The sequence below is a fragment of the Actinacidiphila cocklensis genome, assembly GCF_907177275.1.
Classification (GTDB): domain Bacteria; phylum Actinomycetota; class Actinomycetes; order Streptomycetales; family Streptomycetaceae; genus Actinacidiphila; species Actinacidiphila cocklensis.
In genome coordinates, this window is the sequence record NZ_CAJSLV010000066.1 from 1 (window position 1) to 26216 (window position 26216).

Annotated in this window: 22 protein-coding genes and 2 tRNA genes; 17 read left to right on the forward strand and 7 right to left on the reverse strand. The window is 72.7% G+C overall.

The window, feature by feature from the left end; genetic code table 11:
• From NFU81_RS23625 to NFU81_RS23635, 3 genes are all read left to right on the forward strand, one after another.
• The coding region (locus NFU81_RS23625) for an AIM24 family protein (RefSeq protein ID WP_251493170.1) at positions 1–1007 on the forward strand (1007 nt) is incomplete at its 5' end.
• 6 nt (positions 1008–1013) lie between these two features.
• Positions 1014–1697, forward strand: a complete 684-nt coding sequence (locus NFU81_RS23630) for an AIM24 family protein (RefSeq protein WP_251493172.1) — start codon at positions 1014–1016, stop codon at positions 1695–1697.
• A gap of 16 nt (positions 1698–1713) precedes the next feature.
• Complete coding sequence (locus NFU81_RS23635; RefSeq protein WP_251493174.1) at positions 1714–2478, forward strand: AIM24 family protein; 765 nt, start codon at positions 1714–1716, stop codon at positions 2476–2478.
• A gap of 57 nt (positions 2479–2535) precedes the next feature.
• Here NFU81_RS23635 and NFU81_RS23640 read toward each other — a convergent pair whose 3' ends face one another.
• Both NFU81_RS23640 and NFU81_RS23645 read right to left on the reverse strand, forming a co-directional pair.
• Complete coding sequence (locus NFU81_RS23640; RefSeq protein ID WP_251493176.1) at positions 2536–3042, reverse strand: NUDIX hydrolase; 507 nt, start codon at positions 3040–3042, stop codon at positions 2536–2538.
• 20 nt (positions 3043–3062) lie between these two features.
• Complete coding sequence (locus tag NFU81_RS23645; RefSeq protein ID WP_251493178.1) at positions 3063–4568, reverse strand: zinc-dependent metalloprotease; 1506 nt, start codon at positions 4566–4568, stop codon at positions 3063–3065.
• Positions 4569–4723: 155 nt separating this feature from the next.
• On the opposite strand from NFU81_RS23645, the gene NFU81_RS23650 reads away from it, so the two are divergent.
• From NFU81_RS23650 to NFU81_RS23665, 4 genes are all read left to right on the forward strand, one after another.
• On the forward strand, positions 4724–5827 hold the full coding sequence (locus NFU81_RS23650; protein ID WP_251493180.1) for an SDR family oxidoreductase: 1104 nt from the start codon (positions 4724–4726) through the stop codon (positions 5825–5827).
• An 88-nt stretch (positions 5828–5915) separates the two neighbouring features.
• Entirely contained in the window at positions 5916–6368 is a 453-nt protein-coding gene (locus tag NFU81_RS23655) for a molybdenum cofactor biosynthesis protein MoaE (protein WP_422665266.1), read from the forward strand.
• A 115-nt stretch (positions 6369–6483) separates the two neighbouring features.
• Positions 6484–6702 (forward strand): hypothetical protein, encoded by a 219-nt coding sequence (locus NFU81_RS23660; RefSeq protein WP_251493184.1) that lies wholly within the window; start codon positions 6484–6486, stop codon positions 6700–6702.
• Between the two features lie 95 nt (positions 6703–6797).
• Positions 6798–7883: a YlbL family protein gene (locus tag NFU81_RS23665; RefSeq protein ID WP_251493186.1), complete on the forward strand. Its 1086-nt coding sequence runs from the start codon at positions 6798–6800 to the stop codon at positions 7881–7883.
• Between the two features lie 87 nt (positions 7884–7970).
• Here the strand turns inward: NFU81_RS23665 and NFU81_RS23670 are convergent, their stop codons facing one another.
• Positions 7971–8528, reverse strand: coding sequence for a PPA1309 family protein (locus tag NFU81_RS23670; RefSeq protein WP_251493188.1), 558 nt, complete (start codon positions 8526–8528; stop codon positions 7971–7973).
• A gap of 135 nt (positions 8529–8663) precedes the next feature.
• Here NFU81_RS23670 and NFU81_RS23675 point away from each other — a divergent pair, with 135 nt between their 5' ends.
• The 5 genes from NFU81_RS23675 (at position 8664) to NFU81_RS23695 (ending at position 16068) form a co-directional block, all read left to right on the forward strand.
• Positions 8664–11633, forward strand: a complete 2970-nt coding sequence (locus NFU81_RS23675; protein WP_251493311.1) for a UPF0182 family membrane protein — start codon at positions 8664–8666, stop codon at positions 11631–11633.
• 42 nt (positions 11634–11675) lie between these two features.
• A tRNA-Met gene (locus NFU81_RS23680) sits at positions 11676–11749 on the forward strand.
• Between the two features lie 289 nt (positions 11750–12038).
• Positions 12039–13826 (forward strand): tetratricopeptide repeat protein, encoded by a 1788-nt coding sequence (locus NFU81_RS23685; RefSeq protein WP_422665267.1) that lies wholly within the window; start codon positions 12039–12041, stop codon positions 13824–13826.
• Positions 13827–14503: 677 nt separating this feature from the next.
• Positions 14504–14580: transfer RNA gene (locus NFU81_RS23690), tRNA-Met, on the forward strand.
• A 141-nt stretch (positions 14581–14721) separates the two neighbouring features.
• Entirely contained in the window at positions 14722–16068 is a 1347-nt protein-coding gene (locus NFU81_RS23695) for a hypothetical protein (RefSeq protein ID WP_251493192.1), read from the forward strand.
• Here NFU81_RS23695 and NFU81_RS23700 read toward each other — a convergent pair.
• Positions 16038–16448 carry a Fur family transcriptional regulator gene (locus NFU81_RS23700; protein ID WP_251493194.1) on the reverse strand — a complete coding sequence of 137 codons (411 nt, stop codon included), beginning with the start codon at positions 16446–16448 and terminating at the stop codon, positions 16038–16040. The two genes, NFU81_RS23695 and NFU81_RS23700, sit on opposite strands and share 31 nt — an antisense overlap.
• A gap of 143 nt (positions 16449–16591) precedes the next feature.
• Here NFU81_RS23700 and NFU81_RS23705 point away from each other — a divergent pair, with 143 nt between their 5' ends.
• Entirely contained in the window at positions 16592–18052 is a 1461-nt protein-coding gene (locus tag NFU81_RS23705; RefSeq protein WP_251493196.1) for a catalase, read from the forward strand.
• Between the two features lie 90 nt (positions 18053–18142).
• On the opposite strand, the gene NFU81_RS23710 is transcribed toward NFU81_RS23705, so the two are convergent.
• Complete coding sequence (locus NFU81_RS23710) at positions 18143–18535, reverse strand: CBS domain-containing protein (RefSeq protein WP_251493198.1); 393 nt, start codon at positions 18533–18535, stop codon at positions 18143–18145.
• A gap of 179 nt (positions 18536–18714) precedes the next feature.
• Positions 18715–19512, reverse strand: coding sequence for a histidinol-phosphatase (gene hisN / locus NFU81_RS23715; protein ID WP_251493200.1), 798 nt, complete (start codon positions 19510–19512; stop codon positions 18715–18717).
• A gap of 147 nt (positions 19513–19659) precedes the next feature.
• On the opposite strand from hisN, the gene NFU81_RS23720 reads away from it, so the two are divergent.
• Positions 19660–20283 (forward strand): TetR/AcrR family transcriptional regulator, encoded by a 624-nt coding sequence (locus NFU81_RS23720; protein WP_251493203.1) that lies wholly within the window; start codon positions 19660–19662, stop codon positions 20281–20283.
• Here the strand turns inward: NFU81_RS23720 and NFU81_RS23725 are convergent.
• Positions 20280–21986, reverse strand: coding sequence for an ABC transporter family substrate-binding protein (locus tag NFU81_RS23725; RefSeq protein ID WP_251493205.1), 1707 nt, complete (start codon positions 21984–21986; stop codon positions 20280–20282). The two genes, NFU81_RS23720 and NFU81_RS23725, sit on opposite strands and share 4 nt — an antisense overlap.
• Positions 21987–22171: 185 nt before the next feature.
• Here NFU81_RS23725 and NFU81_RS23730 point away from each other — a divergent pair, with 185 nt between their 5' ends.
• The 3 genes from NFU81_RS23730 (at position 22172) to NFU81_RS23740 (ending at position 26198) form a co-directional block, all read left to right on the forward strand.
• Positions 22172–23155 (forward strand): ABC transporter permease, encoded by a 984-nt coding sequence (locus NFU81_RS23730; RefSeq protein WP_251493313.1) that lies wholly within the window; start codon positions 22172–22174, stop codon positions 23153–23155.
• A 74-nt stretch (positions 23156–23229) separates the two neighbouring features.
• Positions 23230–24132 carry an ABC transporter permease gene (locus NFU81_RS23735; protein ID WP_251493316.1) on the forward strand — a complete coding sequence of 301 codons (903 nt, stop codon included), beginning with the start codon at positions 23230–23232 and terminating at the stop codon, positions 24130–24132.
• On the forward strand, positions 24129–26198 hold the full coding sequence (locus NFU81_RS23740) for a dipeptide ABC transporter ATP-binding protein (protein ID WP_251493207.1): 2070 nt from the start codon (positions 24129–24131) through the stop codon (positions 26196–26198). Before NFU81_RS23735 ends, NFU81_RS23740 begins: the two co-directional genes overlap by 4 nt.
• The last annotated feature ends 18 nt before the right edge of the window (positions 26199–26216 follow it).

The following is a 26216-nucleotide window of genomic DNA, read 5'->3' on the forward strand; positions in this document are numbered from 1 at the left end:
CGCCCGCACCGGCCCCGTCCTTCGGCGCACCTCCGGCAGCCCCGGCGCCGGCCCCCGCTCCCGCGCCGGCCCCCGCTCCCGCGCCGGCCTTCGGCACGCCGATGCACCAGGCGCCCACCCTGGCCGCGCCGCTCGCGCCCGCGCCGGGACAGCCCGCCCCGCCGCCGTTCGGGCAGGTCCCGCCGCCGGGGCCGACCCCGGGGATCCCCGGCCAGCCGACCCCGCCCGGGCCGCCCGGATACGCCCAGCCGCCCTTCGGCCAGCAGCCGCCGCCCGGATACGGGGCGCAGCCCGCGTTCGGCCAGCAGCCCGGCGCCGGGTACGGAGCCCCGCAGGCCCAGGCCGCGGGCATGTCGGTGGCCATGCAGAAGTACCGCGAGCTGCCCACAGGCCAGCGCTGGACGCAGCAGAATCCCAAGATGATCCGCGCCGACCTCAGCCAGGCCGGCGGCCAGCCGGTACTCGCCCGGCAGGGCAGCATGGTGCTCTACCAGGGCAAGGTCGACTTCGGCTACAAGGGCGCGGGGTTCACCGGCCGGATCGTCGGCAACATGACCGGCCAGGAGATGCAGCTGATGCGCTGCACCGGCAACGGCCAGGTCTTCTTCGCCGAGAACGCCGCGTACCTGCACCCGATCGAACTGCAGGGCGACGCCATCTGCGTGTCCGCGGAGAACGTCCTGGCCTTCGACGAGAGCCTGCAGCACGAGGTGCGCAGGATCGAGGGCCACGGCATCCCCGGCGGGGCGCTGTTCACCATGCAGTTCCAGGGCACCGGCACGGTGATCGTGAAGACCCACGGCACCCCGGTCGTGCTGCCCGTCACCCCGACCACCTACGCGGACAGCAACGCGATCGTCGCGTGGTCGTCCGCCGCCCAGGTGATCGTCTCCAGCCAGGTGCGGCTGCGCAGGACCGCCTACCCCGGCCACAGCGGCGAGACCGTGAACCTCCAGTTCCGCGGCGCTCCCGGCAATTTCATCGTCGTCCAGCCCTACGAGGTGTGACCCGCCATGGACCAGCAGATGATCGCGGGCTACGCACCGACCCCGGTCGCCGCCCGGATGGAGAGCCACGGCTCCTCGATGCTCAAGGTCGCCATGGTGACCGGCCAGGACCTCTTCGCACGCACCGGCTCCATGGTCGCCTACGAGGGCTTCGTGCAGTACGAGCCGAACCCGCCCGCCGTACGGCAGATGGCCTCGGCCTGGCTGACCGGTGAGGGCACGCCGCTGATGAAGTGCAGCGGCGACGGCCTGCTCTACCTCGCGGACTACGGCGCCGACGTGGTGTGCCTGAACCTGAACAACGAGTCGGTGTCGGTCAACGGCACCAACCTGCTGGCCTTCGACGCCCATCTGACCTGGGGCGTCGAGCGGGTCAAGGGCCTGGCCAAGTTCGCCGGGCAGGGCCTGTTCAACGTGGGCGTGTCCGGCAGCGGCTGGGTGGCCGTCACCTCCCGCGGCACGCCGATCGTGGTGGACTGCGGCAGCGGCGCCGACGAGACGTATGTGGACCCCGACGCGCTGGTGGCCTGGTCGTCGGGACTGAAGATGAAGGCCAAGCGGAGTTTCAAGGCGTCGTCGCTGATCGGGCGCGGCAGCGGGGAGGCCTTCCAGATCGCCTTCTCCGGGCAGGGCTTCGTGGTCGTACAGCCGAGCGAGGACAGCACCGACCGCCTGCGGGCGCGGGGCTGAGGGGGAGCGACACATCATGCAGAGTCCGCTTTTCGCGTTCACCGAGGTCCAGAACCAGGACCACTACAGCCTGCAGAACTCCTACCTGCTCCGGGTCCGCCTCGACGGCAGCACGGGTCCCGACTGCCTGGCCCGCAAGGGGTCGATGGTCGCCTACCAGGGCATGATCGAGTTCGACGGCGAGTACCAGTCGCACCAGCAGCGCGGGGCGCGCTACCGCACCGGCGAGGGCCTGGACCTGATGCGCTGCTCGGGCCAGGGCACGGTCTACCTGGCCAACCTCGCCCAGCAGATCCACATCCTCGACGTCGACCACGACGGGCTGACCGTGGACAGCGCCTACGTGCTGGCACTGGACTCCGGGCTGCACTGGGACGTCATCGCGGTCGACAGCCAGTTCGGCCTGTCCGGCACCGGGCAGTACAACCTGAACATCTCGGGCAGCGGCAAGGTCGCCCTGATGACCTCGGGCAAGCCGCTGCTGATGCCGGTCACCCCGGACAAGTACGTCTCCTGCGACGCGGACGCCGTGGTGGCCTGGTCGAGCAGCCTGCGGGTGCAGATGCAGGCGCAGACCAGCAGCAGCTCGGTCTTCCGCCGCCGCGGCAACACCGGCGAGGGCTGGGAGCTGAACTTCGTCGGCCAGGGCTACGTCCTGGTGCAGCCCAGCGAGCTGATGCCGCCGCAGAACATGCCGCTGGGCGGCGGCCTGCGCGCTCAGTACGGCGTCGGCCCGCAGGGCGCGCAGGCGCAGAACCCGGGCAACATCTGGTCGAACTGACAGGTGCGCCGGCCGGTACCCGCGTGCTGCTGTGCGCGGGTCCCGGCCGGGGTGACGTCACAGCAGCGCGCGCGTCCTGGCCAGCAGCGAGCGCACCGAGCCGTCGGCCTTCTCGGCGGCCTCGTCGTAGCCGAACCACCGCAGGTCCAGCGACTCGTCGCTGATCACCGGGGCGGCGCCCTCCGGCGCGACCGCCGCATACTGCACGTCCAGATGCCAGGCGCAGGGCGTCAGGTGGCGGTCGAGCTGCACCGGGTGCGGCACCAGCAGCCGCAGCCCCTCGATGCCGGACTCCTCCACGCCCTCGCGCAGCGCGGTCCCGGCCACCGTGGTGTCCTCGGGCTCGCAGTGCCCGCCCATCTGCAGCCACATCTTCAGCTTGGCGTGCAGCGTCAGCAGCACGCGCTCCCGCGGCGGGTCGATCACCAGGGCGCCGGCCGTGATGTGCCCCGTGGCGCACGGCTTCCACATCCCGTCGGGGTGCGCCGCCAGATACGCCAGGTACTCCTCTCGAAGGGCGTCCTGGCCGGCGTCGGGCGCCTGCCAGGTGTCGAGAACGCCCACCGCGTCATGATGCAGTGCGTTCACCGGCCGCCCTCGCCGCCGTCCGCGTCGTCCTCGCCCTTGCCGGGCTTGCCCTCGGGGCCGGCGGAACCGGCGCTCGCGTCCGTACCCGCGTCGGTGTCCGCGTCCTTGTCCTTCGCACCCGGGCCGGACTCCTGCGCGGCCTCGCCGAGCATCCGGTCCAGCTCGGAGAAGTCGAAGTCGGGGGAGTCGCGGTGCACGAAGCCGTCGGGGTCGTCGAGGTCGTCGGCGGTCGGCAGCATGTCGGGGTGCGCCCACAGGCCGTCGCGCCCGTCGACTCCGTGCGCGTCGGTCAGCGACGCCCACAGCCGGGCGGCGTCCCGCAGCCGCCTGGGCCGCAGCTCCAGGCCGATCAGGGTGGCGAAGGTCTGCTCGGCCGGGCCGCCGGTCGCCCTGCGGCGGCGCAGCGTCTCGCGCAGCGCGCCCGCGGACGGCAGATGCGGGGCCGCGGCGGCGTGCACGACCGCGTCCACCCAGCCCTCGACCAGCGCGAGGGCGGTCTCCAGGCGGGCCAGCGCGGCCTTCTGCTCCGGGGTGTCCTCGGGCTGGAACATGCCCTGCTGCAGGGCCTCCTGCAGCTGCTCGGGCTGCGTCGGGTCGAGCTGGCCCACCGCCTCCTCCAACCGGGCGGTGTCCACCTTGATGCCCCGCGCGTAACCCTCGACCGCGCCGAACAGATGCGCCCGCAGCCACGGCACATGGGCGAAGAGCCGCTGGTGGGCGGCCTCGCGCAGGGCGAGGTACAGCCGCACCTCCTCCTGCGGCACGCCCAGGCCCGCGCCGAACGCCTCCACGTTCGCCGGCAGCAGCGCCGCCTTGCCCGCGGGGCCGAGCGGCAGGCCGACGTCGGTGGAGCCGACCACCTCGCCGGCCAGGGTGCCCAGCGCCTGCCCGATCTGCGAGCCGAACATCGCCCCGCCCATCGAGCGCATCATGCCGAGCAGCGGGCCGGTCATGGCCTGCATCTCCTCGGGCAGTACGTCGCCCATGGCGCCGGCCACCCGCTCGGCGACCGGGTCGACCAGTTCCTTCCACACCGGCAGGGTCGCCTCGACCCATTCGGCGCGGCTCCAGGCCACCGCGGCGCCCGAGCCGGAGGGCAGCGAGGTGACGCCGTCCAGCCACAGGTCGGCCAGGCGGACGGCCTCCTCGATCCAGGCGCGGTCGGCGCGGCCCACGGAGGCGTCCTTGACGCCGTCCGCTGTGCCCTGGGCGACGGTCTGCCGGGCGATGTCCTTGGCCATGTCCCAGTTCACGGGACCGCCGTCGTAGGAGAGCATCTGGCCGAGCTGCTGGAAGGCGGCGCCCAGGTCGTTGGGACCGAGCGAGCCGAACATCGCCGCGAACGGGTTGTTGTCGCCGCCTGCGCCGAACGGGTTGCCGCCGCCGAAACCGAAGGGGTTCGCCGGCTGACCGCCCCCACTGCCGCCCTTGCGCTGCTTGCCTTCGTCGCCGTCCTCCGGCTCCTCGGGAGGGACGCCGAATCCGAATGGAGTGTCGCTCACGGGATTCCTCGGATCTGTGTCGTGGTGGGCCGTCGTGGTGGGCCGGGTGTGATGGGCTGTACCTCCAAGCCTAGACACCTGTCCGGCAGGATGGCTGCGTACGCCGTAGCAGGCACAGCTGAGTACGCAACTGAGACAACCGTGGGAGACACCCGGTGAGTTCCCCAGAAGCACACGTTCGCCCAGAGCGGAGCGCCGCCAGGAGCGCCGCGGGGCCGGTGGTCGCGATCACCGGTGCCGCCTCCGGCGTCGGCCTCGCGCTGGCCTCCCGCCTGGTCGAGTCCGACCAGGTCAAGAAGGTCGTGGCGATCGACGAGCGGCGCGGGGACGTGCCCGGGGCGACCTGGCGGGTGCTCGACGTCCGCGACCCCGCGATCGCCGAGAAACTGCGCGGCGCCGACGTCGTGGTGCACCTTGCGGTGGACCTGGACCTGGAGTCCGACGCCAAGGCCAGGTCCGCCTTCAACGTGCGCGGCACCCAGACGGTGCTGACGGCCGCCGCGGCGGCCGGGGTGCACCGGGTGGTGCTCTGCACCTCCGCGATGGTCTACGGCGCCCAGGCCGACAACGACGTGCCGCTGGCGGAGGACGCGCCGCTGCGCGCCACCTCGGAGGCCAGCTTCGTCGACGACCTGCTGGAGATCGAGCGGCTCGGGCGGCGGGCGCCGCGCGCCCACCCCGGGCTCAACGTGACGACGCTGCGACCGGCTGTGCTGGTCGGCGGCACCGACACCGCGCTGACGCGCTACTTCGAGTCGCCGCGGCTGCTGGTGGTCGCGGGCAGCCGGCCCTGCTGGCAGTTCTGCCACGTCGAGGACCTGGTCTCCGCGCTGGAATATGCCGTGCTGGAGAAGGTCGACGGCGAGATGGCGGTCGGCTGCGACGGGTGGCTGGAGCAGGAGGAGGTCGAGGAGCTGAGCGGCATCCGGCGCATGGAGCTGCCGCCGGCCATCGCCTTCGGCGCCGCCTCCCGGCTGCACCGGCTCGGCCTGACCCCGTCGCCCGCGGGCGACCTCGCGTACACGATGCACCCGTGGGTGGTCAGCGGCAGTCGGCTGCACGAGGCGGGCTGGCGCCCGAAGTGGAGCAACGAGGAGGTGCTCGCGGAGCTGCTCGAAGAGGTCGCGGGCCGCAATTCGGTGGCCGGGCGGCGGCTGGGCCGCAAGGACGCCACCACGCTGGGCGCGGCCGGCGCCACGGTCGCCCTGGTCGGCACGGCCGCCCTGGTCCGCAGGGCGAGGAAGCGGCGCGGCATCTGACGCCGGGGGCGGCCGGCGCCCGCGGTGGGAACGTCCGCTGCCCGCGGGAATGGAAGCCCCTTTCCGTATCGCGGGCGGATGAGGCAGCATGGTCCGCATGGCACCCACCGGCGACTCCGACCCGATCAGGCTGCTGGCCGTCCGCGACACCCCGCTGTCGCTCGACGAGGTCTTCGCGGCGGTCGGCGACGACGCGGCCGGCGGCACCGCGCTCTTCGTCGGGACGGTACGCGACCACGACGGGCACTCCGGCGCGGTGGTGACCGGCCTGTCCTACTCGGCCCACCCCTCGGCCGAGCAGGAGCTGCGCCGGGTCGCGGAGAAGGTCGCTGCGGACTTCCCGGTCCGCGCGCTCGCCGCCGTGCACCGGGTGGGCGACCTGCGGGTCGGCGACCTCGCGGTGATCGTGGCGGTGTCCTGCCCGCACCGCGGCGAGGCCTTCGCGGCGAGCCGCCGGCTGATCGACGACCTCAAGGGCGAGGTGCCGATCTGGAAGCACCAGACCTTCGACGACGGCACCGAGGAGTGGGTGGGCTGCTGAGCCCGCCAGGGGGAATTCCGGTTGCGTAACCCCGTGCCCCGGCAGAGCGTTGACCCGTTGGGTCGTTAATCTGCTCATAGGTCCGTTTTGCCGGTGTGTGGGTCGGGAGTCCGCTGTGGCAGCACTCGCTTGGTTGCTCATTCCGCTGATCGGCGTCCTGGTCGCGGTGACCTGGGCGCGCTGGGCCGGGCGCACCCGCTCCACCGCCGACGGGGCCTCGCTCGCGCACTACGAGCGGTTCCGCACCGCCATGCAGCCCGGTGAGCAGCCCCCGCTGCGGCTCGACAAGGGCGAAGCGGACGAGAGCGGCGCAACCGACGCCGAGCCTGTGTGAGGCCTGTGGCGGCGCTGTCCGCGCCGCCCGCGCGGCGTACTCGTCCGGACTCACCCGGGGAGCCGAATCGCCGGCCGGTCACGTACTGTCGTTCCATGCCCAGCCGTACCGCGACGCTGCTCGCATCGACACTGACGCTGATAGCGCTGCTGAGCGTCGCGTTGCTCGTGCCGACCCCGTATTCGGAGATGTCACCGGGTCCCACGGTGAACACCCTGGGCACCTACGGCGGCGACACCGTGATCCAGATCTCCGGCCGGCAGACGTACCCCGCCGACGGACACCTGAACATGACGACCGTCCGGGTCACCGGCGCGGACTACCACATGAACGTGATCGAGTCGGTCTTCGGCTGGCTGCGGCACGACGACAAGGTCGTCGAGCACGACACGCTCTACCCCAAGGGCCAGACCGCCGAGCAGGCCGACCAGCAGAACGCCGAGGAGTTCACCCAGTCCCAGGACAGCGCCAAGGTCGCCGCGCTGGACGAGCTGAAGATCCCGGTGCCCGCGCGGGTGATCGTCGGGGCCGTGGTCGCCGGCGGCGCCTCGCAGGGGCTGCTGCACGCCGGTGACGTGATCAAGTCGGTGGACGGCACCGCCGTCACGCAGCCCGACGACGTCGCCAAACTGGTCACCAAGCACCAGCCGGGCCAGAAGGTGGTCTTCACGGTGGTCAACGCCGCCGACGCCAAGGGCAAGCCGGCCGACGGGCTGCCGACCCACCAGGTGACGGTCACCACCAGGAAGTCGGACGACACCGGGCCGAGCCGGGCCGTGGTCGGCATCCAGGCCGGCGTCGAGCACCTCTTCCCCTTCGCCATCGACATCAAGCTCGCCGACGTCGGCGGCCCCAGCGCCGGGATGATGTTCGCGCTCGGCATTGTGGACAAGCTCACACCGGGCAACATGACCGGCGGCAAGTTCGTGGCGGGCACCGGCACGATAGACGACAGCGGCAACGTCGGGCCGATCGGCGGCATCAGCCTCAAGACGATCGGCGCCCGCGACAAGGGCGCGCAGTACTTCCTCACCCCGGCGGACAACTGCGGCGAGGCCGCCAAGGACGTCCCGCACGGCCTCACCCTGGTCAAGGTCAAGACCCTGGACGACGCCATGGCCGCGCTGACGGACATCAAGTCCGGCGACACCGCCGACCTGCCCAGCTGCACCAAGAGCTGACCCCGCACGCGCCCGGCCGGCGCGAAAGGCGCGGCAATGTGCCGCGCCCTTCGCACATTGCGGCGGGCGCGGCACATTGCGCAGGATCTACGCCTCGAAGGTCGCCGTCAGCGCCGCCGCGAGGCCCGGCACCAGGTCGGCGCCGGTCAGCACCTCGGCCGCGGTGTCCTTCTCCCGCAGCCGCACCGCCGACTCCCTGCCGCCGTCGCGCAGCACCGCGACCGTCATCCGCACCTCCTGCCGCTCCGGGTGGTCGGCCACCCAGGACGCCAGCGCGGTGTCGTCCAGGTCGTCGGGGATCGCCGCCTCCGCGGACGGCGGCAGCATCAGCCGCTCCACGGTCAGCGCGCAGCCGGCGATCACCTCCGGCCAGGCGATGGTGGCCAGGAACTCGTCGAGCGCGGTGCCCGACGGCAGTTCCTCCTGCTCGATCGGGGTCAGGGAGCCCGCGGCGCTCTCGTCGCCGAGGCCGAGCTGGTCGGCCAGCCCCGGCTCCTGGCTGCGCAGCTGGGCGGTGTCGACAAGGGCGAACAGCCGTGCGGGCTGGTCCCAGCCGAGACCGGCCGCGTACTGGTCGATCTCCAGCACGGCACGGGTCAGCGGGGTCGCCGCGAGCGGTGTTCCATCGGTCGCATTGTTGGACATGGTGGGTATCCTCCCCCTTCCTCTGCCGGAATCGGGAACCGGCCAAAGCGTGGTGAAGTTGCATCTGTGGGGGTCCGACCCGGGACACCGCAGAAAACGCTGACATTTCGAGGTGCGCAACCCTTGGTATTCCAGATGCCGGACCGCGGCGAGGGGGCGGCAGGGCCCAGCGGCACGAGAGCCGGACGGCCGTCCCGCGGGGTCGTCGCCCTGATCGTCGTGCTCGGCGTCCTGGCCGTCCTGATGGTCGGCTTCGCGACCTTCGCCGGCCTGTGGACGGACTGGCTCTGGTACCGCTCGGTGCACTACTCCTCGGTCTTCTCGACCATGGCCTGGACGAAGATCGGGCTCTTCGTCGTCTTCGGGCTGCTGATGGCCGGAAGCGTCGGCTCCTCCATGTACCTGGCGCACCGGCTGCGCCCGCCGCTGAGCGCGATGTCCAGCGAGCAGCAGAACCTGGACCGCTACCGGATGGGCCTGGCGCCGTACAAGACCTGGGTGCTGCTCGGGGTCAGCGCGGTCGTCGGGCTGATCGCCGGCGGCTCGGCGGCCGCCCACTGGCGGCTGTGGCTGCTGATGGCCCACGCGACGCCCTTCCACGCCAAGGACCCGCAGTTCCACAAGGACATCTCCTTCTACACCTTCGACCTGCCCTTCTACCGCTTCCTGCTGAACTTCGGCTTCGCGGCGGTGATCCTTTCGCTGGTCGCCGCCACCGCCGTGCACTACCTCTACGGCGGCCTGCGGATCACCTCGCCCGGCGCGCGGGTGACCTCGGCCGCCACCGGGCACCTGGCGGTGCTGCTCGGCCTGTTCGTGTCGCTCAAGGCGGCCGCCTACTGGCTGGACCGCTACTCGCTCGCGGTGCGCTCCAGCGGCTTCAGGACCACCGACAAGTGGACGGGGCTGCGCTACGTCGACGCCAACGCGTACCTGCCCGCCAAGACGATCCTGTTCTTCATCGCGGTGATCTGCGCGCTGCTCTTCTTCACCACCTTGTGGCGGCGTACGTGGACGCTGCCGACCATCGGCTTCGGCCTGATGGTGCTCTCGGCGATCCTCATCGGCGGCCTCTACCCGGCGATCGTGCAGAAGTTCCAGGTGCTGCCGAACGAGGCGGCCAAGGAGGCGCCCTACGTCCAGAAGAACATCGACGCGACCAGGGCCGCGTACGGCCTGACCAAGACCGAGGTGACGCCCTACCCGGGCAAGCCGGCGGCGAAGGCGGCCGCCGCCGCGGGGAGCCCCGCGGCCACCGGCACCCTGCGGGACGACGCGGACGCCTCGGCCAGCCTGCGGGTCCTCGACCCGAACCTGGTCTCGCCGACCTTCCAGGAGCTCCAGCAGAGCAGCGACTACTACCAGTTCCCCTCGACCCTGGACGTCGACCGCGCCGGCGGCGGCACCGGCCAGGACAGCGTCGTCGGCCTGCGCGAGCTGAACGTCAGGGGCATACCCCAGAACAACTGGATCAACGACCACTTCAAGTACACCCACGGCTACGGTGTCGTCGCCGCCAAGGGCAGCGAGGTGACCGGCCGGGGCGACCCCGACTTCACCGAGCAAGGCCTGCCCGGCGGGGAGGACGCCGACGGCGTCCAGCAGCGGATCTACTTCGGCGAGCAGACCGGGCAGTACTCGATCGTCGGCGGCCCCACCCCCGAGCTGGACTACGCCGACAAGGGCCACGAGACGCCCACCGCCTACACCGGCCAGGACGGCGTCAGCCTGCGCAACCCGCTGACCCGCGCCGCCTACGCGATCAGTTTCGGTGAGCCGAAGATCCTCTACTCCGGGGCGATCGGCAAGGACTCCAAGATCCTCTACAACCGCACCCCCAAGCAGCGGGTGGAGGCGGTGGCGCCCTGGCTGACCATCGACGGCGACCCGTATCCGGCGGTGGTCGGCAAGAAGGTGGAGTGGGTCGTGGACGCCTACACCACCAGCGACAGCTACCCCTACGCCTCGCGCACCACGCTCGGCGACACCACGGCGGACTCGCAGACCGACAGCCAGCGCTCGGTGGTCGCCCGGCAGAACCAGGTCAACTACATCCGCAACTCGGTCAAGGCCACCGTGGACGCCTACGACGGCACGGTGACCCTCTACCAGTGGGACACCCAGGACCCGGTGCTCAAGACCTGGATGAAGGCCTTCCCGCACACGGTCAGGCCCAAGGCGGACATCCCCGCCGACCTGCTGGCCCACCTTCGCTACCCCGAGGACCTGTTCAAGGTGCAGCGGGAGATGCTGACGACCTACCACGTCACCAAGGCGGCGGACTTCTCCAGCGGCAGCCAGGTCTGGGCGGTGCCCGACGACCCGGCGGCCAAGGCGGGCAAGGCGGTGCCGCCGTACTACATGAGCCTGCGGATGCCCGACCAGGGCGCCAGGTCCTTCTCGCTGACCACCACCTTCACCCCCAGCGGGCAGAACCGCCTCAGCGCCTTCATGGCGGTCGACGCGGACGCCTCCAGCGCCGGCTACGGCACCATCAGAGTGCTCCAACTGCCCGCCACCCCCACGGTCGACGGGCCGAAACTGGTGCAGTCGAAGATCAACGCCAGCAGCAAGTCGGCCCCGAAGATCAACGCGCTGAAACAGTCGGGCTCGGACTCCACGGTCGAGTACGGCAACCTGCTGACCGTTCCGCTGGACGGCGGGCTGCTGTACATGGAGCCGGTGTACGTCCGCACCGCGGGCGTCGACTACCCGCAGCTGGCCAGCGTGGCGGTGCTCTACGGCGACGACATCGCCTACCGGCCGACGCTCTCGGCGGCGCTGGACGACCTCTTCGGCCCGTCCGGCGGCACCACGTCCGCCAAGGCGCCCGGCGCCGCCGCCACCCCGCCCGCCGCCGGCAGCCGGAAGGCACCGCCGGGCGCTCCCGCGGCGACGGGTGACCCGGCGCTGACGCAGGCGCTGGCCGACGCGCAGAAGGCGTACGACGACGGGCAGGCGGCGCTGAGGAAGAACGACGGGGACGCCTACCGGGACGCCCAGCAGCGGCTCGGCGACGCGCTCGGGCGGGCGCAGGAGGCGGCCAAGGCGGCGGGCGGCAGCAGTGTACCGGCGCCCTCGCAGACCCCCGCGAAGAAGGGCTGAACGGGTGACACCCCGCGTCGTGGTACGGTTGGGACACAACGACGCGGGGTGGAGCAGCTCGGTAGCTCGCTGGGCTCATAACCCAGAGGTCGCAGGTTCAAATCCTGTCCCCGCTACGGCATGAAGAAGGCCCGAAGTCAAGCGACTTCGGGCCTCTTCGCTTGTACGGGTGAACTCCGGGTGAACGGGTTTGGTGTGCCGCCTTGTCGGGAAGTCGACAAAACGCTGTAGAGACCAACTGGGTTGCGGTATACCAGGTGTACGCCGGTAGCGGGTGGTGCGACGATGGGGCTTATGGGGGATGGTGCGAGGCTGCTGAACGCTCGTCAGAACCGTGATCGTCATGGTCCGTCGGGCGACTTGGCGCTGCCCGCGGCGGCCGTGACCGCGCCCGTTACCCCTGACATGGCCGCACTGCTTCCCGCGCCCCGGGAGGGCGACGCGGCCGTCGTGGCCGCCCCCGCGGAGCCGGCCCCCGCGCTGCTCGCGGACCTGCCCGACGAGGACACCCTCGCGCTGCGCGAGGAGGCCGAGATCGAGGCCCGCCACCGGCGGGCCGCCGAGCAAGGCGACCCGTCCGCGATGAGCGCGCTGGGCACCCTGCTGCTGCGCCGCGGCGACCTCGACGGCGCGGAGCCGTATCTGCGCGAGGCGGTCCAGCACGGCGACCGTCCCGCCGCCAACAACCTGGGCCTGCTGCTGCACCAGCGCGGGTACGCCGACGAGGCGGCCGGCTGGTGGCGTATCGCCGCGGTCGCCGGGTCCGCGCCCGCCGCGCACGCGCTGGGCCGGCACTACCGCGAGCGCGGCGACGAGCCCGGCGCCGAGTACTGGCTGCGGCAGGCCGCCGAGTCCGGCCACGCGCTGGGCGCGTACGCGCTGGCCGACCTGCTCGACCACCGGCGGGACGCAGGTGCCGAGCGGTGGTTCCACGCCGCCGCGGAGCACGGCCACCGCGAGGCCGCGTACCGGCTGGCCCGCTACTGCGCCGACCGCGGCGACACCCACGAGGCCGAGCAGTGGTACCGGCAGGCCGCCGCGCGCCGCCACCGGCGGGCCGCGCTGCGGCTCGGCACGCTCCTTGAGGAGCGCGGCGAGACCAAGGAGGCCGGGCACTGGTACCTGACCGCCGCCCGCGACGGCGAGGCGCGGGCCGCCTGCGCGCTGGCCTTCCTGCTGCGTGACGCGGGCGACCTCGACCAGGCCGCGACCTGGTGGCGCCGTGCCGCGCAGGCGGGCGACGGCAACGCGGCCAACGCGCTGGGCGCGCTGCACGCGCAGGAGGGCGAGACGCAGACCGCCGAGCGCTGGTATCGCGCTGCCCTGGAGGCGGGCGACGTCAACGGGGCGTACAACCTCGGCCTGCTGTGCGCGGGCCAGGGGCGCACCCCGCAGGCCGAGCAGTGGTATCGCAAGGCCGCGTACGCCGGGCACCGCGAGGCCGCCAACGCGCTCGCCGTCCTGCTGCTGCAGCACGGCGACGCGGACGGTGCCGAGCCGTGGTTCTCCAAGGCCGCCGAGGCCGGCAGCATCGACGCCGCGTTCAACCTGGGCATCCTGCACGCCGGGCGGGACGAGGAGGACGCCGCCCGCGGCTGGTACGAGCGTGCCGCCGCGGCCGGGCACGCCGGCGCCGCGCTCCAGGTGGCCATAGCGCTCCAGCGCGAGGGCGACCACCACGGTGCGGAGCGCCACCTGCGCTGCGCGGCGGGCGGCGGGAGCCCCGAGGCGGCCTTCCGCCTCGGCGCGCTGCTCGACCGGCGCGAGCGGGAGCAGGGCGACGCGGAGCTGATGGCCTCCGAGGCCGACGAGTGGTACGAGCGGGCGGCCCGGCAGGGCCACCGGCGGGCACAGGTGCGCCTGGGCATGACGGCGGCGCAGCACGGCGACGTCGAGCAGGCGGCGCACTGGTACCGCCTCGCGGCGGAGGCGGGCTCGCGCAACGGTGCGTTCAATCTCGGGCTGCTGCTGGCACGGGAGGGCAGCGAGCCCGAGGCGGCCCTGTGGTGGACCCGCGCGGCCGAGGCGGGCCACGGCCGAGCCGCTCTCCGCATGGCCCTGCTCGCCGCCCGCCACGGCCGCCTCACCGACGCCCGCACCTGGTGTGCGAAAGCTGTGGCCTGCGGCCCGGAAGAGGTCGCCGAACGCGCGGCCCGCCTGACCGCGGCGGTCAACCAGGAGCTCTCCGCCTGACCGGCCCCCAGCGCTCGGGGGATACGCATCCCCCGGGCGCGGCGATTGCGCGGCTCCCCTTGCGCAGGGGGTGCGCTTCCGCGGGCCGCGGCGGCTCCGAGGGTGCCCCTCCGGCGGGGGGGTGTGCGCTTCCGCGGCCCGCGGCGGCTCGGGGTGCCCCTCCGGCAGGGTTGCGCCCACCAGGGGCGCGGGGAACTGCGAGCGCAACCGGCCCCCAGGGCTTCGCCTGGGGGCACCCCCACTCGCATCGCTCCCGACCGGTGGTCCGTCTCCGGCAGGAGGAGCCCCTTCGGGTCGGTGGCGACCAGCGCGCGGTCGGGTGGCCGGCCGCTCCGTTCTCCCCCGGAACTCCGCCTGGGGGCACCCCCACGCGCCCCTGAAAAACGGTCACCCTGCTCGCGCAGAGGGCAAGCCCCCAGGGGCGCGGGGAAACTGCGCGACCAGCCCTCCCCCCAGAGCTGCACCTGGGGGCACCCCCACGCGCCCCTTGATGGCTCGGCCCTGCAGGCAGGGGCGCCCCTGAAAAACGCGCACCCTCTGCGAAGAGGGCACCCACCAAGGGGCGGCGACGCCGGAAGCGCGCGCCCTCTGCGGAGAGGGCACCCGGGTACCGCGCAACCTCCCGGGAAGGGATTTGCGTTGATCGAAACGCGCGGGATACAGTGAGGGCACAACGACGCGGGGTGGAGCAGCTCGGTAGCTCGCTGGGCTCATAACCCAGAGGTCGCAGGTTCAAATCCTGTCCCCGCTACCAGTGAAGAAGAAGGCCCGGAGGCTCACGCCTCCGGGCCTTCTTCTCGTTCGGGCAAAGTCCGGCCGGATCGGGTCGGGGGTGGGGCGGGCGCGGGGGATGCTGGGGGAGGACGAGGTGACGGGTCCTCAGGAGGCGGGATTGTTGCGCAGACGGCGCGGGCGCAGCCCGCAACACGGGGCAGCCGACGTCAGCGGGCGCTGGGGCGAGTGGTGCGCGGCCGCGGGCCGCGGCCGCCCCGCCGACGTCGACGCCCTGCTCGCCCGTCTGCTGGCGCTGCCCGCGCAGGGCGCCCCGCACGAGCGTGCCGCCGCCCTGGCCGCCCTGACCGCGGCGCCACCCCGGCTGCTGCTGCTCCTGGACCGCGCGGCCAGGACCGCCGGTCCCGACGCACGGGACGTCCCGGCCGCCGGCCACGACGTCCTGGCGCTGCTGCTGCGCTCCTTCGCGCCGGACGGCCACGTGCGGCAGGCCGCCGTCGAGGGCCTGGCCTGCTGCGGGGGACCGGCGGCGGTGGCCGCCCTGGCGCTGCGCAGCGCCGACTGGGTGGACGCGGTCAGGGCCAGGGCGACGGCGGCCTTGCTGGTGCGCAGCGCCCCCGAGGAGGTGGCCGCGGCCGTACGGGTGCTGCTGCGGCTGGCCGGCCGCAGCAGGACCGGCGCGCTGCTCGCGGACTACCGCGCGCTGCTGTGCCGTTCGCCGCACCGCAGGGCGGTACGGGTGCTGGTGGCCGACTCCGACCGCGCCGCCCGCCGCTTCGGCGTGGCGCTGGCGCTGGAACTGGGCGAGTACGCCCGCGGCGACCTGCTGCGTACCGCCCTGCGGGACCGCGACCAGGTGTGCAGGACGCTGTGTGCGCAGCGGCTGCTCGACCTGGAGCCCGACCAGGCGGGCCGGCTGCTGCTGGCCGGGGACGCGGCGGTGCGGGAGCTGGCGGTGGCGGCGCTGCCCGCCGACGTGCCGGCGACGCGGCTGGTGGTGCCGCTGGCGGACCGGGCGCGGATGGTGCGGGCGACGGCCCGGTGGCAGCTGTACGGGCGCGGTGAGCCGCCCTCGGCGGTCTACCGCCGGCAGCTCGGCCGGGCGGGCAGGACGACGCCGGTGCGGCTGCTGGCCGGCCTGGCGGCGGGCCTGGGCGAGTGCGGGGACGCGGCCGACGTGCCGGCCCTGATGCGGCTGCTCGACCACCGGCGCCCGGCACCGCCGATGGTGCGCAGGGCCGCGGTCAAGGCGGTGGGGCGGCTGGCCCCGCAGGAGGATCTGGTGGGGCTGCTCGGCCCGCTGGCGATGGACCCGGACCCGGGCGCGGCCCGCGAGGTCTTCGCGGCGCTCGCGGCCCGCGCACCTGCCGAAGTACCGGTGGAGATCCGCTGGATCGGCAGCGTCCGCCCGGAGGCGGCCGTCCGCCGTGCGGCGGCCCGTATCGGGGCCGTCCCGCCGCGCCGGGCGCGGTCGCGGACCTACGAGCAGTCGGGGCACAGCCCCCGGTAGGTGACCTCGGCGGCGGACACCGTGAAGCCGAAGCGTTCGGCCGGCGGGAGGGCGGCGAGCGGGTCGCCGTGCGGGTGGACGTCGCGCACGGTGCCGCACCGGAAGCAGACCAGGTGCTGGTGGGGGCGGTGGGCGTTGGGGTCGTAGCGCTTGGCGCGGCCGTCCGTGGCCACCTCGATGACCTCGCCGATGGTCACCATCTCGCCCAGCGTGTTGTAGACGGTGGCGCGGGAGATCTCCGGCAGCCGTTCGATGGCGCGGGCGTGCACCTCGTCGGCCGTCAGATGGACGTGGTCGCCGTCGAGGACCTCGGCGACGACCCGCCGCTGGGCGGTCAGCCGCCAGCCGCGTTCGCGCAGGCGTTCCAGCAGGTCACTCATGGGGCTCAGCCTATCAGCGGGCGTCCGGGGTGCGAATCGGTCTGCACTTGATCCTCTTCTTGACTTAGACAAAGTCCAGGGTACGATCAAATCCGGCATCAGCCGCAGGGGCAGCCGACGACGCCGACCGCAGGGAGAAGCACGTGACGGTTCAGGAGACGGGTCCGCTGACCACCGAGGCCGGTGCGCCCGTGGCGGACAACCAGAACAGCGAGACCGCCGGTGCGTCCGGCCCGGTCCTGCTCCAGAGCCAGCACCTGCTGGAGAAGCTGGCCCACTTCAACCGCGAGCGCATCCCGGAGCGCGTGGTGCACGCCCGCGGCGCCGGCGCGTACGGCACCTTCACGCTCACCCGTGACGTGTCGCAGTGGACCAGGGCGAAGTTCCTGTCCGAGGTCGGCAAGCAGACCGAGACCTTCCTGCGCTTCTCCACCGTCGCGGGCAACCTCGGCTCCGCCGACACCGTCCGCGACCCGCGCGGCTTCGCGCTGAAGTTCTACACCGAGGAGGGCAACTACGACCTCGTCGGCAACAACACCCCGGTGTTCTTCATCAAGGACGCCCTGAAGTTCCCCGACTTCATCCACACCCAGAAGCGCGACCCGTACACCGGCTCCCAGGAGGCCGACAACGTATGGGACTTCTGGAGCCTGAGCCCGGAGTCCACCCACCAGGTGACCTGGCTGTTCGGCGACCGCGGCATACCCGCGACGCTGCGCCACATGAACGGCTACGGCTCGCACACCTACCAGTGGAACAACGAGGCCGGCGAGGTCTTCTGGGTCAAGTACCACTTCAAGACCGACCAGGGGATCAGGAACCTCACCCAGGCCGAGGCCAACCGCCTCGCCGGCGAGGACCCCGACCACCACCAGCGCGACCTGCGGACCTCCATCGAGCGCGGCGAGTTCCCCTCGTGGACGGTGCAGGTCCAGGTGATGCCGGCGGCCGAGGCGGCGGCGTACCGCTTCAACCCGTTCGACCTGACCAAGGTGTGGCCGCACGAGGACTACCCGCCGATCGAGATCGGCCGGCTGGAGCTGAACCGCAACCCGGAGAACGTCTTCGCGGAGGTCGAGCAGTCCGTCTTCTCGCCCGCCCACTTCGTGCCCGGCATCGGCCCGTCGCCCGACCGCATGCTGCAGGGCCGGCTGTTCGCGTACGGCGACGCGCACCGCTACCGGGTCGGCGTCAACGCCGACCACCTGCCGGTGAACCGCCCGCACGCCACCGAGGCCCGCACCCACAGCAGGGACGGCTACCTCTACGACGGCCGGCACAAGGGCGCGCGGAACTACGAGCCGAACAGCTTCGGCGGCCCCGCCGAGACCGGCCGCCCGCTGTGGGAGCCGGTCGAGGTCTCCGGCGCGACGCAGCACGGCGCCGCGCCCGCGCACGCCGAGGACGACGACTTCGGGCAGGCCGGCACGCTCTACCGGCTGATGTCGGAGGACGAGCGGTCGCGGCTGGTGGAGAACCTGTCCGGCTTCATCGCCAAGGTGTCGCGCGACGACATCGTGCAGCGCGCGGTGGACAACTTCCGCCGGGCGGACGAGGACTTCGGCAAGCGTCTGGAGGTCGCGGTCCAGGCCCTCCGCGGCTGACCCGGCGCTTGACCGAGAGGCCGAAGGGGCCGGACGCCAAAGGGCTCCGGCCCCTTCGTCGCGCCGCGGGACAGCCGCAACGACTCGGAGCTAGGCGGGGATCGCGGACTTCAGCGGCGCCCAGCAGCGGATGATGTCGCGGACCGAGACCACGCCGACCGGATCGCGGCCGTCGAGGACGATCAGATGGCGGAAGCCGCCGTGCAGCATCGCGGTGGCCGCCTCCTCCAGGGTCCACTGGGGGGCGGCGAAGACGACGTCGGTGGTGGTGTGGGCGTGGGCCGGCTCCTCGTCGGGGCTGAGGCCGGAGCCGATGGCGTTGAGCACGTCGCGCTCGGTCAGAATGCCCAGTCCGCAGGTGTCGGTGTCGAGGACGATGGCGGCGCCGACACGGCGGGCGGACATCAACTGGGCGGCCTGGCGGAGGGTGTGGGCGGGGCCGATGGTGAGAACCACCGTGCTCATCGCGTCGCGGACCAGCATGGGCAGGCACCTCCTGGTGGTGTGTGCAGCCGTTCCGTGAACGGATTCACAAATTCACAAGCGGGAGTACTTTCATAGTCACACGCGCCCCTGCAGTGGGCAAGGGGGTGTGCACAGCGAGTAGCCCGCGGTCAGGAACCGCCGAGGTCAGGGATGCGCGGAGGTCGTGAACCGGACGGTCAGGAACCGCCGAGATAGCCGAGGAGGTCCTCGTGCAGCAGCCCGTTGGACGCCGCCGCATTGCCGCCGAAGGGACCGGGCACCCCGTCGAGCGAGGTGAAGCGGCCGCCCGCCTCCCGGACGATCACGTCGTTCGCGGCCATGTCCCACAGGCTCAGCTCGGGCTCCGCGCAGATGTCGACGGAACCCTCGGCCACCATCATGTACGGCCAGAAGTCGCCGTAGCCGCGGGTGCGCCAGCAGTTGCGCGACAGGTGCAGGAAGCCGTCGAGGCGGCCCTGCTCCTCCCAGCCGCTCAGCGAGGAGTACGCGAACGACGCGTCCTCCAGGCGGCTCACCCCGGAGACGTGCAGCCGGGTCGCGGACAGCAGGCTGCGCCCGGTGAAAGCGCCGCTGCCCTGCGCCGCCCACCAGCGGCGGCCCAGCGCGGGCGCCGAGACCACGCCGACGACGCCCTCGTCGCCCTGCTCGCCGCGTACCACCAGCGCGATCAGCGTCGCCCACACCGGCACGCCCCGGACGTAGTTCTTGGTGCCGTCGATCGGGTCGATGATCCAGCGCCGCGGTCCGCTGCCCTGGCTCCCGTACTCCTCGCCGAGCACCGCGTCCCGCGGTCTGGCCCGACCCAGCTGGCCGCGGATCAGCTCCTCGGCCTCCTTGTCCGCCTCGGTGACCGGGGTCAGGTCCGGTTTCGTCTCGACCTTCAGGTCGAGGGCCTTGAAGCGGGCCATGGTCGCGGCGTCGGCGGCGTCGGCCAGCACATGGGCCAGCCGCAGGTCGTCGTTGAAGTCGAGCATGGGCCGAACAGTAGCGCGGCGATGTGCGGCCAGGGCCGACGCGGGACCTTGACAGACCCTGGCACCGCGTCAATTCTCCGTAGACGGCCGTCCGTCCGCCACACCGCCACCCTCGCGGTGGCCCGGAGGCACCGCCTGGAGGCACCGATGCCTACCGTGCGAGACGCACTCATGGACGCGGCCTTCGCCGCGCTCGGCGAACGCCCCTGGGAAGCGGTCAGGATGGCCGAGGTCGCGGCGGCCGCCGGGGTGTCGCGGCAGACCCTCTACAACGAGTTCAGCAGCAAGGACGGCCTGGCCAGGGCGCTGGCCCGGCGGGAGGGCGACGCCTTCCTGGCCGGCGTGGACCGTGCCATGGCCGCCGCCCGCCGCCGCGGCGCCGACGCGGGGGAGTGCTTCGCGGCCGCCGCGGGCTGGACGCTGCGCGCGGCCCGCCGCAGCCCGCTGATCCGCTCGGCCCTGACCGGCTCACCGCCGCCGGGGCAGCCCTCCGCGGAACCGCCGCGGCCGCACACCGGAACCGGAGCGGGCACCGGCACCCCGCTCGTTGACGCCGTGCACACCCGTACGGCCGACGCCCTGGTCCGCGGCTACCCGCGGCTGCGCCCCGAGGACGTCGGCTGGGCCTGCGAGGCGGCGCTGCGCCTCACCCTGTCCTACGTGATCGCGCCGGCCGCCGACGACCGGGAGTCGTGCCTGCGGATCGCCCAGCTGATCCGCAGCCTGCTGTCCTGGCCGGCAGGACCGCCCGCGCGACCCGCCGGACCCTAGGCCGTCCACCCCATCGCGTCGTAGTCCCAGTCGGCCAGGCCCGAGGCGCCGAAGTTCGCCAGGCCCTTGCGGACCGCGAGGATCTGCGGGCGCTGGTACAGCTCGATCGAGTGCACCTGCTCCCAGATCTTCGCGTCGGCCTGGTTGTACAGGGCCACTGCGGCGGTCGGGTCGGTGGTCCTGGCGGCCTGGCTGATCAGCTGCTGGATCTGCGGGGTCGAGATCCGGCCGTAGTTGCCGTAGACCTGGGAGGCGGTGGGCGCCTGGAAGGTCGAGTACAGCAGGGTCTGGAAGATCGCGTCGACGTTGCGGAAGCTCACCAGGTCGAAGGCGCCGGTGTGGACGTACTTCTCGAAGTAGTCGTCGGCCGGGACCGTCTGGATCTTCACCGCGACGCCCGCCTGGCCGAGCTGCGCCTGCACCAGTTGCGCCTGGTCGGTGGCCGACGAGGTGGCGCCGGCGCTGAGGACGTACTGCAGGGTGAGCTGCTTGCCGTCCTTGGTGCGGGGCTTGCCCGGGCCGTTGTCCTTCCAGCCGGCGGCGTCCAGCAGCTTCTGGGCGCCTGCCAGGTCGTAGCTGCCCCACTTGCCGCTGTTGTCCTGGTAGCCCTGCTGGTTGGGCATGAAGAAGTGGTTGCCGAGCGGCTTGACCGGGAAGGGCAGGTCCTTGGAGAAGGCGGCGACGATGCCCTGCCGGTCGATGGCCAGGTCGACGGCCTGCCGGACGGCGAGGTCCTGGAGCGGGCCGCGGGCGCCGTTGAGGGTGATGTGCACCTCGTCCCAGCGGGCGCCGCTCCTGATGTCGGTGTCAGGGGCCTTCACCAGCCGCTTGTAGTCCTCGGGCTGGATCGCGGCGGCGTAGTCGATCTCCTTGTTGAGGTACGCGTCGGTGTCCGCCGTGGCGTCGAGCGCCCGGTAGATGACGGCGTCCAGCTTCGGCTTCGTGCCCCACCAGGCCGGGTCGGGCACGGTCGTGACGGTCTCGGCCGTCTTGTCGTAGCCGCTGACCTTCCAGGAGTTGCCGGTGACCGGGATCCTGCCGAGCCAGCCCTTGTTGAACAGGTCGGGCGTCGCGATCGTCGCCGCGGGCAGCAGCGGGCGGAAGAGCCGCTTCCAGTCCGCGTACGGCGTGCTGAAGGTGATCTTCACCTGCTGGTCGTCGGCGCCCCTGGTGACCGCGGAGATCTGCTCGTAGCCGCTGGTGTCGGCGACCCGGTAGCGGTCGTCGCTGCCGTTCAGCGCCTTCCACTGGGTGGCGAAGTCCTGCCAGCTCAGCTGCTTTCCGTCGGACCACTTCGCCTTGGGGTTCAGTGTGTAGGTCACGACCTGCGGGCTGGTGGAGGTGACGTCCGCGGAGAGCAGGAAGTCCCTGTCGAGCTGGGAGACACCCTGCGCGTCGTAGTGGAAGAGGCTCGGCTCGACCTGGGCGACGATGCTCTGGGCGTCACCCTGGTTGCCGTCCACCTGGTAGGAGTTCCACTGCGAGATCCACTGCTGGATGGCCATCTTCAGGGTGCCGCCCTGCTTGACCTTGCTCGCGGGCTGCGGGTTGATCCCCTGCGCGCCCACCGCGGGCGGCGCGGAGCTCTTCCCGGCGTCCGGTTTCCCGTCGTCGCCCGAGCCGCCGCTGCACCCGGCGATCAGCATCGTGGCGGAAAGGGCCACGGCGACAGCGGTGACGGGTCTGCCGAACATCCTGGGCATGGGTGGTTCCTCCGATCGTCGAACTGCAGCGGCATCGGTGCCCCCACAGGGCACAGCGCCGGCGGTTGACGCTAAACCGCAACCGAGGTCACACGCGCCCCATTGGTAAAGCTGTCATGGTCTCTTCATGTTGCTGCAACACGCGGACTCCAAGATCGGGGATGAACCCCGAGAGAGGACCCGACGTGCTCGCGTATCTGGCCAGAAGGCTGGGCTATTACGTGGTGCTGCTGCTGGTGGCCGTCTGCCTGTCGTATGCGCTGGCCGCGACCGCACTCCAGCCGCGGGCGTACTTCGAGGCCCGCCAGCCGCCGCCGCGGCCCGCCGCCGTCCAGGCGCAGCTCGCCGAACTCGGCATCGACGACCACACCCCGCTCTACGACCGGTTCGGCCGCTGGGCCGCCCACGCGGTGCGCGGCGACCTCGGCCGGACGATCGACGACACCTCCGTCAGCGACGAGTTCGGCCGCCGGGTCGGGGTCAGCCTGCGGCTGCTGGTCGTCGGCACCGCGGCGGGCACGGTGGCCGGCATCCTGGCCGGCGCCTGGACCGCGGTCCGCCAGTACCGGCTCTCCGACCGCCTGGTCACCCTCACCTCCTTCCTGCTGCTGTCCACCCCGGTCTTCCTGCTCGCCGTCCTGCTCAAGATCGGCGCGATCAGGATCAACCAGGCACTGGGCACCGACCTCATCCAGTTCACCGGCGAGAAGACCCCCGGCCTGCAAGGCGGTTGGGCCGCACACGCGAGGGACCGGGCGGTGCACCTACTGCTGCCGAGCCTGTCCATCGGCCTGATCACGCTGGCCACCTACAGCCGCTACCAGCGCAGCACCATGCTCGACGTGCTCGGCTCCGACTACCTGCGCACCGCACAGGCCAAGGGCCTCACCCGCCGCAGGGCGCTGCTGCGGCACGGGCTGCGCACCGCGCTGATCCCGATGTCGACGTTCTTCTCCTACAACTTCCTCGCGGTCTTCACCGGCGCCATCTTCACCGAGGCGATCTTCGGCTGGCACGGCATGGGGGAGTGGCTGGTCGCCTCGATCGGCAAGGACGACGTCAACTCGGTCGTCGCCGTCAGCACCTTCGCGGCCGTCGTGGTGCTGCTGTCCGGCTTCGTCGCCGACCTGCTGCACGCCGCACTCGATCCGCGCGTCCGCCACTCCTGACAGGACCCCACCACACCGCCATGGCAACCGCACCAGAGGCCCTGCTCGCCGGGGCCGACACCGACGACGGCCTGATGGCCGGGCCGCCCAGCCGGGCCAGGGTCACCCTGCACCGCTTCGCCGCGCACCGCACCGCCGTCGCCGGCCTCGCCGTGCTGCTGCTGCTGTTCGTCCTCGCCTTCGCGGGGCCGCATCTGACGCGGTGGAGCTACAGCGACATCGACTACACCGCGCTGCGCAGCGCACCCTCGGCCCGGCACTGGTGGGGCACCAACAGGATCGGCCAGGACGTCTTCGCGCAGACCGTGCGCGGACTGCAGAAGTCGCTGATCATCGGACTGCTGGTGGGGGTGGCCGCGACCGGCGGGGCCGCCGTGGTCGGCGCCTGCGCCGGCTACTTCGGCGGCTGGACCGACCGGCTGCTGACCTTCGTCACCGACCTGCTGCTGATCTTCCCGGGCTTCCTGGTGATATCCGTCGTCTCGCCCCGGCTCAAGGGCGGCGGCTGGCTGGTCTTCGCCTTCCTGCTCGCGTTCTTCGCCTGGATGGTCACGGCCCGGGTGGTGCGGTCGATGGCCATCTCGCTGCGGGAGCGCGAATTCGTGCGCGCCGCCCGCTACATGGGCGTGGGGCCGCTGCGGATCATCGCCCGGCACATCGTGCCCAACGTGGCGTCCTTCCTCATCATCGACGCGACCATCGCGGTGGGCTCCGCGGTGATGAGCGAGACCGCGCTGTCCTACTTCGGCTTCGGGGTGCAGCCCCCCGACGTGTCGCTCGGCACGCTGATCGCCGACGGCACCGGCGCCGCGGTCACCTACCCGTGGATGTTCTTCTTCGCCGCCGGGCTGCTGGTGGTCTTCGTGCTCGCGGTGAACCTGGTCGGGGACGGGCTGCGCGACGCGATCGACCCGACGTCGGACCGGCGCGGCCGCTCCCCGCGGACCCGGCGCGGCGGAAAGGCGGCGGCCCGATGAACGGCCGGCCCGGTGACCCGGTCCTCGACATCCGCGGCCTCCACGTCGACTTCGCCGGTGTGCCCGCGGTGCGCGGTGTGGACCTCGCCCTGCACCGCGGTGAAGTCCTCGGCCTGGTCGGCGAGTCCGGCTCGGGCAAGTCCGTGACCGCGCTGGCCGCCATGGGCCTGCTGCCGGGCGGCGCCGGCGTACGCGGCTCGGTGCGCCTGGACGGGACAGAACTGGTGGGCGCGGGCGACGCGGCGCTGTCCGCGGTGCGCGGCAACCGCATCGCCATGGTCTTCCAGGACCCGCTGTCCGCCTTCACCCCCGTCTACCGGATCGGCGACCAGATCGTCGAGGCCCTGCGCACCCACCAGGACCTCTCCCGCGAGCGGGCCGCCGAGCGGGCGGTGGAACTCCTCGACCTGGTCGGCATACCGGAACCGCGCGTCCGGGCCGCGGCCTTCCCGCACGAGTTCTCCGGCGGCATGCGGCAGCGCGCCATGATCGCCATGGCGATGGCCAACGACCCCGACGTGATCCTCGCCGACGAGCCCACCACCGCCCTCGACGTCACGGTGCAGGCCCAGGTGCTCGACGTGCTGCGCACCGCGCAGCGCGAGACCGGCGCGGCCCTGCTGCTGGTCAGCCACGACCTGGGGGTCATCGCCGGGACCGCGGACCGGGTCGCGGTGATGTACGCGGGCCGGATCGTGGAGACGGCGCCGGTCGACGCCCTCTTCGCCCGGCCGCGCATGCCGTACACGCTGGGCCTGATCGGTGCGGTTCCGCGGCTCGACGCCGATGCGGAGGGGCGCCCCGAGCCGCTGGTGCCGATCCCCGGCGCACCGCCCGCCCCCGCCGCGCTCCCGCCGGGCTGCGCCTTCGCCCCGCGCTGCCCGCTGGCCGAGGACCGCTGCCGTACGGCGGAACCCGAACTGGCCGCGGCCGCGGGCGAGCCGCATCTGGCGGCCTGCGTGCGGGCCGGCGAGGTCTCCGGGCTCCGCCCCCTCGACGTCTTCCCGGTGCCCGCCGCCGACAGCCCGGCCAGGGGCGCCGCCGGCGGGCGGCCGGACGGCGGCAGCGTGCTGCGGGTCAGCGGTCTGGCCAGGACCTTCCCGCTGCTCAAGGGCGCGGTGTTCCGGCGCAGGGTCGGCTCGGTCCACGCCGTCGACGGGGTGGACCTCGACATCAGGGCCGGTGAGGTTCTCGGCCTGGTGGGCGAATCCGGCTCGGGCAAGTCCACCACCCTCTTCGAGATCCTCGAACTCCGGCCGCCGGAGCGCGGCAGCGTCGAGGTGCTGGGCCGCGGCACCGACGCGCTGACCCGGCGTGAGGCGCACGCCCTGCGCGCGCAGGTGCAGATCGTCTTCCAGGACCCGATGGCCAGCCTCGACCCGCGGCTGCCGGTCGGCGACGCCATCGCCGAGCCGCTGCGTGCCCAGCGCGCCGACCGGGACCGTATCGCCCGCCGGGTGCCGGAACTGATGCGCCAGGTGGGCCTCGACCCGGCGCACGGCGACCGCTTCCCGCACGAGTTCTCCGGCGGGCAGCGGCAGCGCGTCGGCATCGCCCGCGCGCTGGCCGTCGACCCCAGGCTGCTGGTGCTGGACGAACCGGTCTCGGCGCTCGACGTCTCGGTGCAGGCAGGCGTGCTCAACCTGCTGCTGCGGCTGCGGGCGGAACTGGGCCTGGCCTACCTCTTCGTGTCGCACGACCTTTCCGTGGTGCGGCACATCGCCGACCGGGTGAGCGTGATGTACCTGGGCCGCACGGTCGAGGCGGGCGCGGTCGGCGAGGTTTTCGCCCGGCCCCTGCACCCCTACACCCAGGCGCTGCTGTCCGCGGTGCCGCTGCCGGACCCGGTACGGGAGCGGGCGCGCGCCAGGATCCTGCTGCCCGGGGATCCGCCGAGCCCCACCCGGCGGCTGTCGGGGTGCCCCTTCCGCTCCCGGTGCCAGGTCTTCGCGGCGCTGCCCGAGCCGCGGCGCGAGCGCTGCACCACCGAGGCGCCGGCACTGGCGGAGCAGGGCGGCGACCATGTGGCGGCCTGTCACTTCCCTGCCGCGCGTGCGGTGGTGTGACGGCAGGAGGGGCGCCGG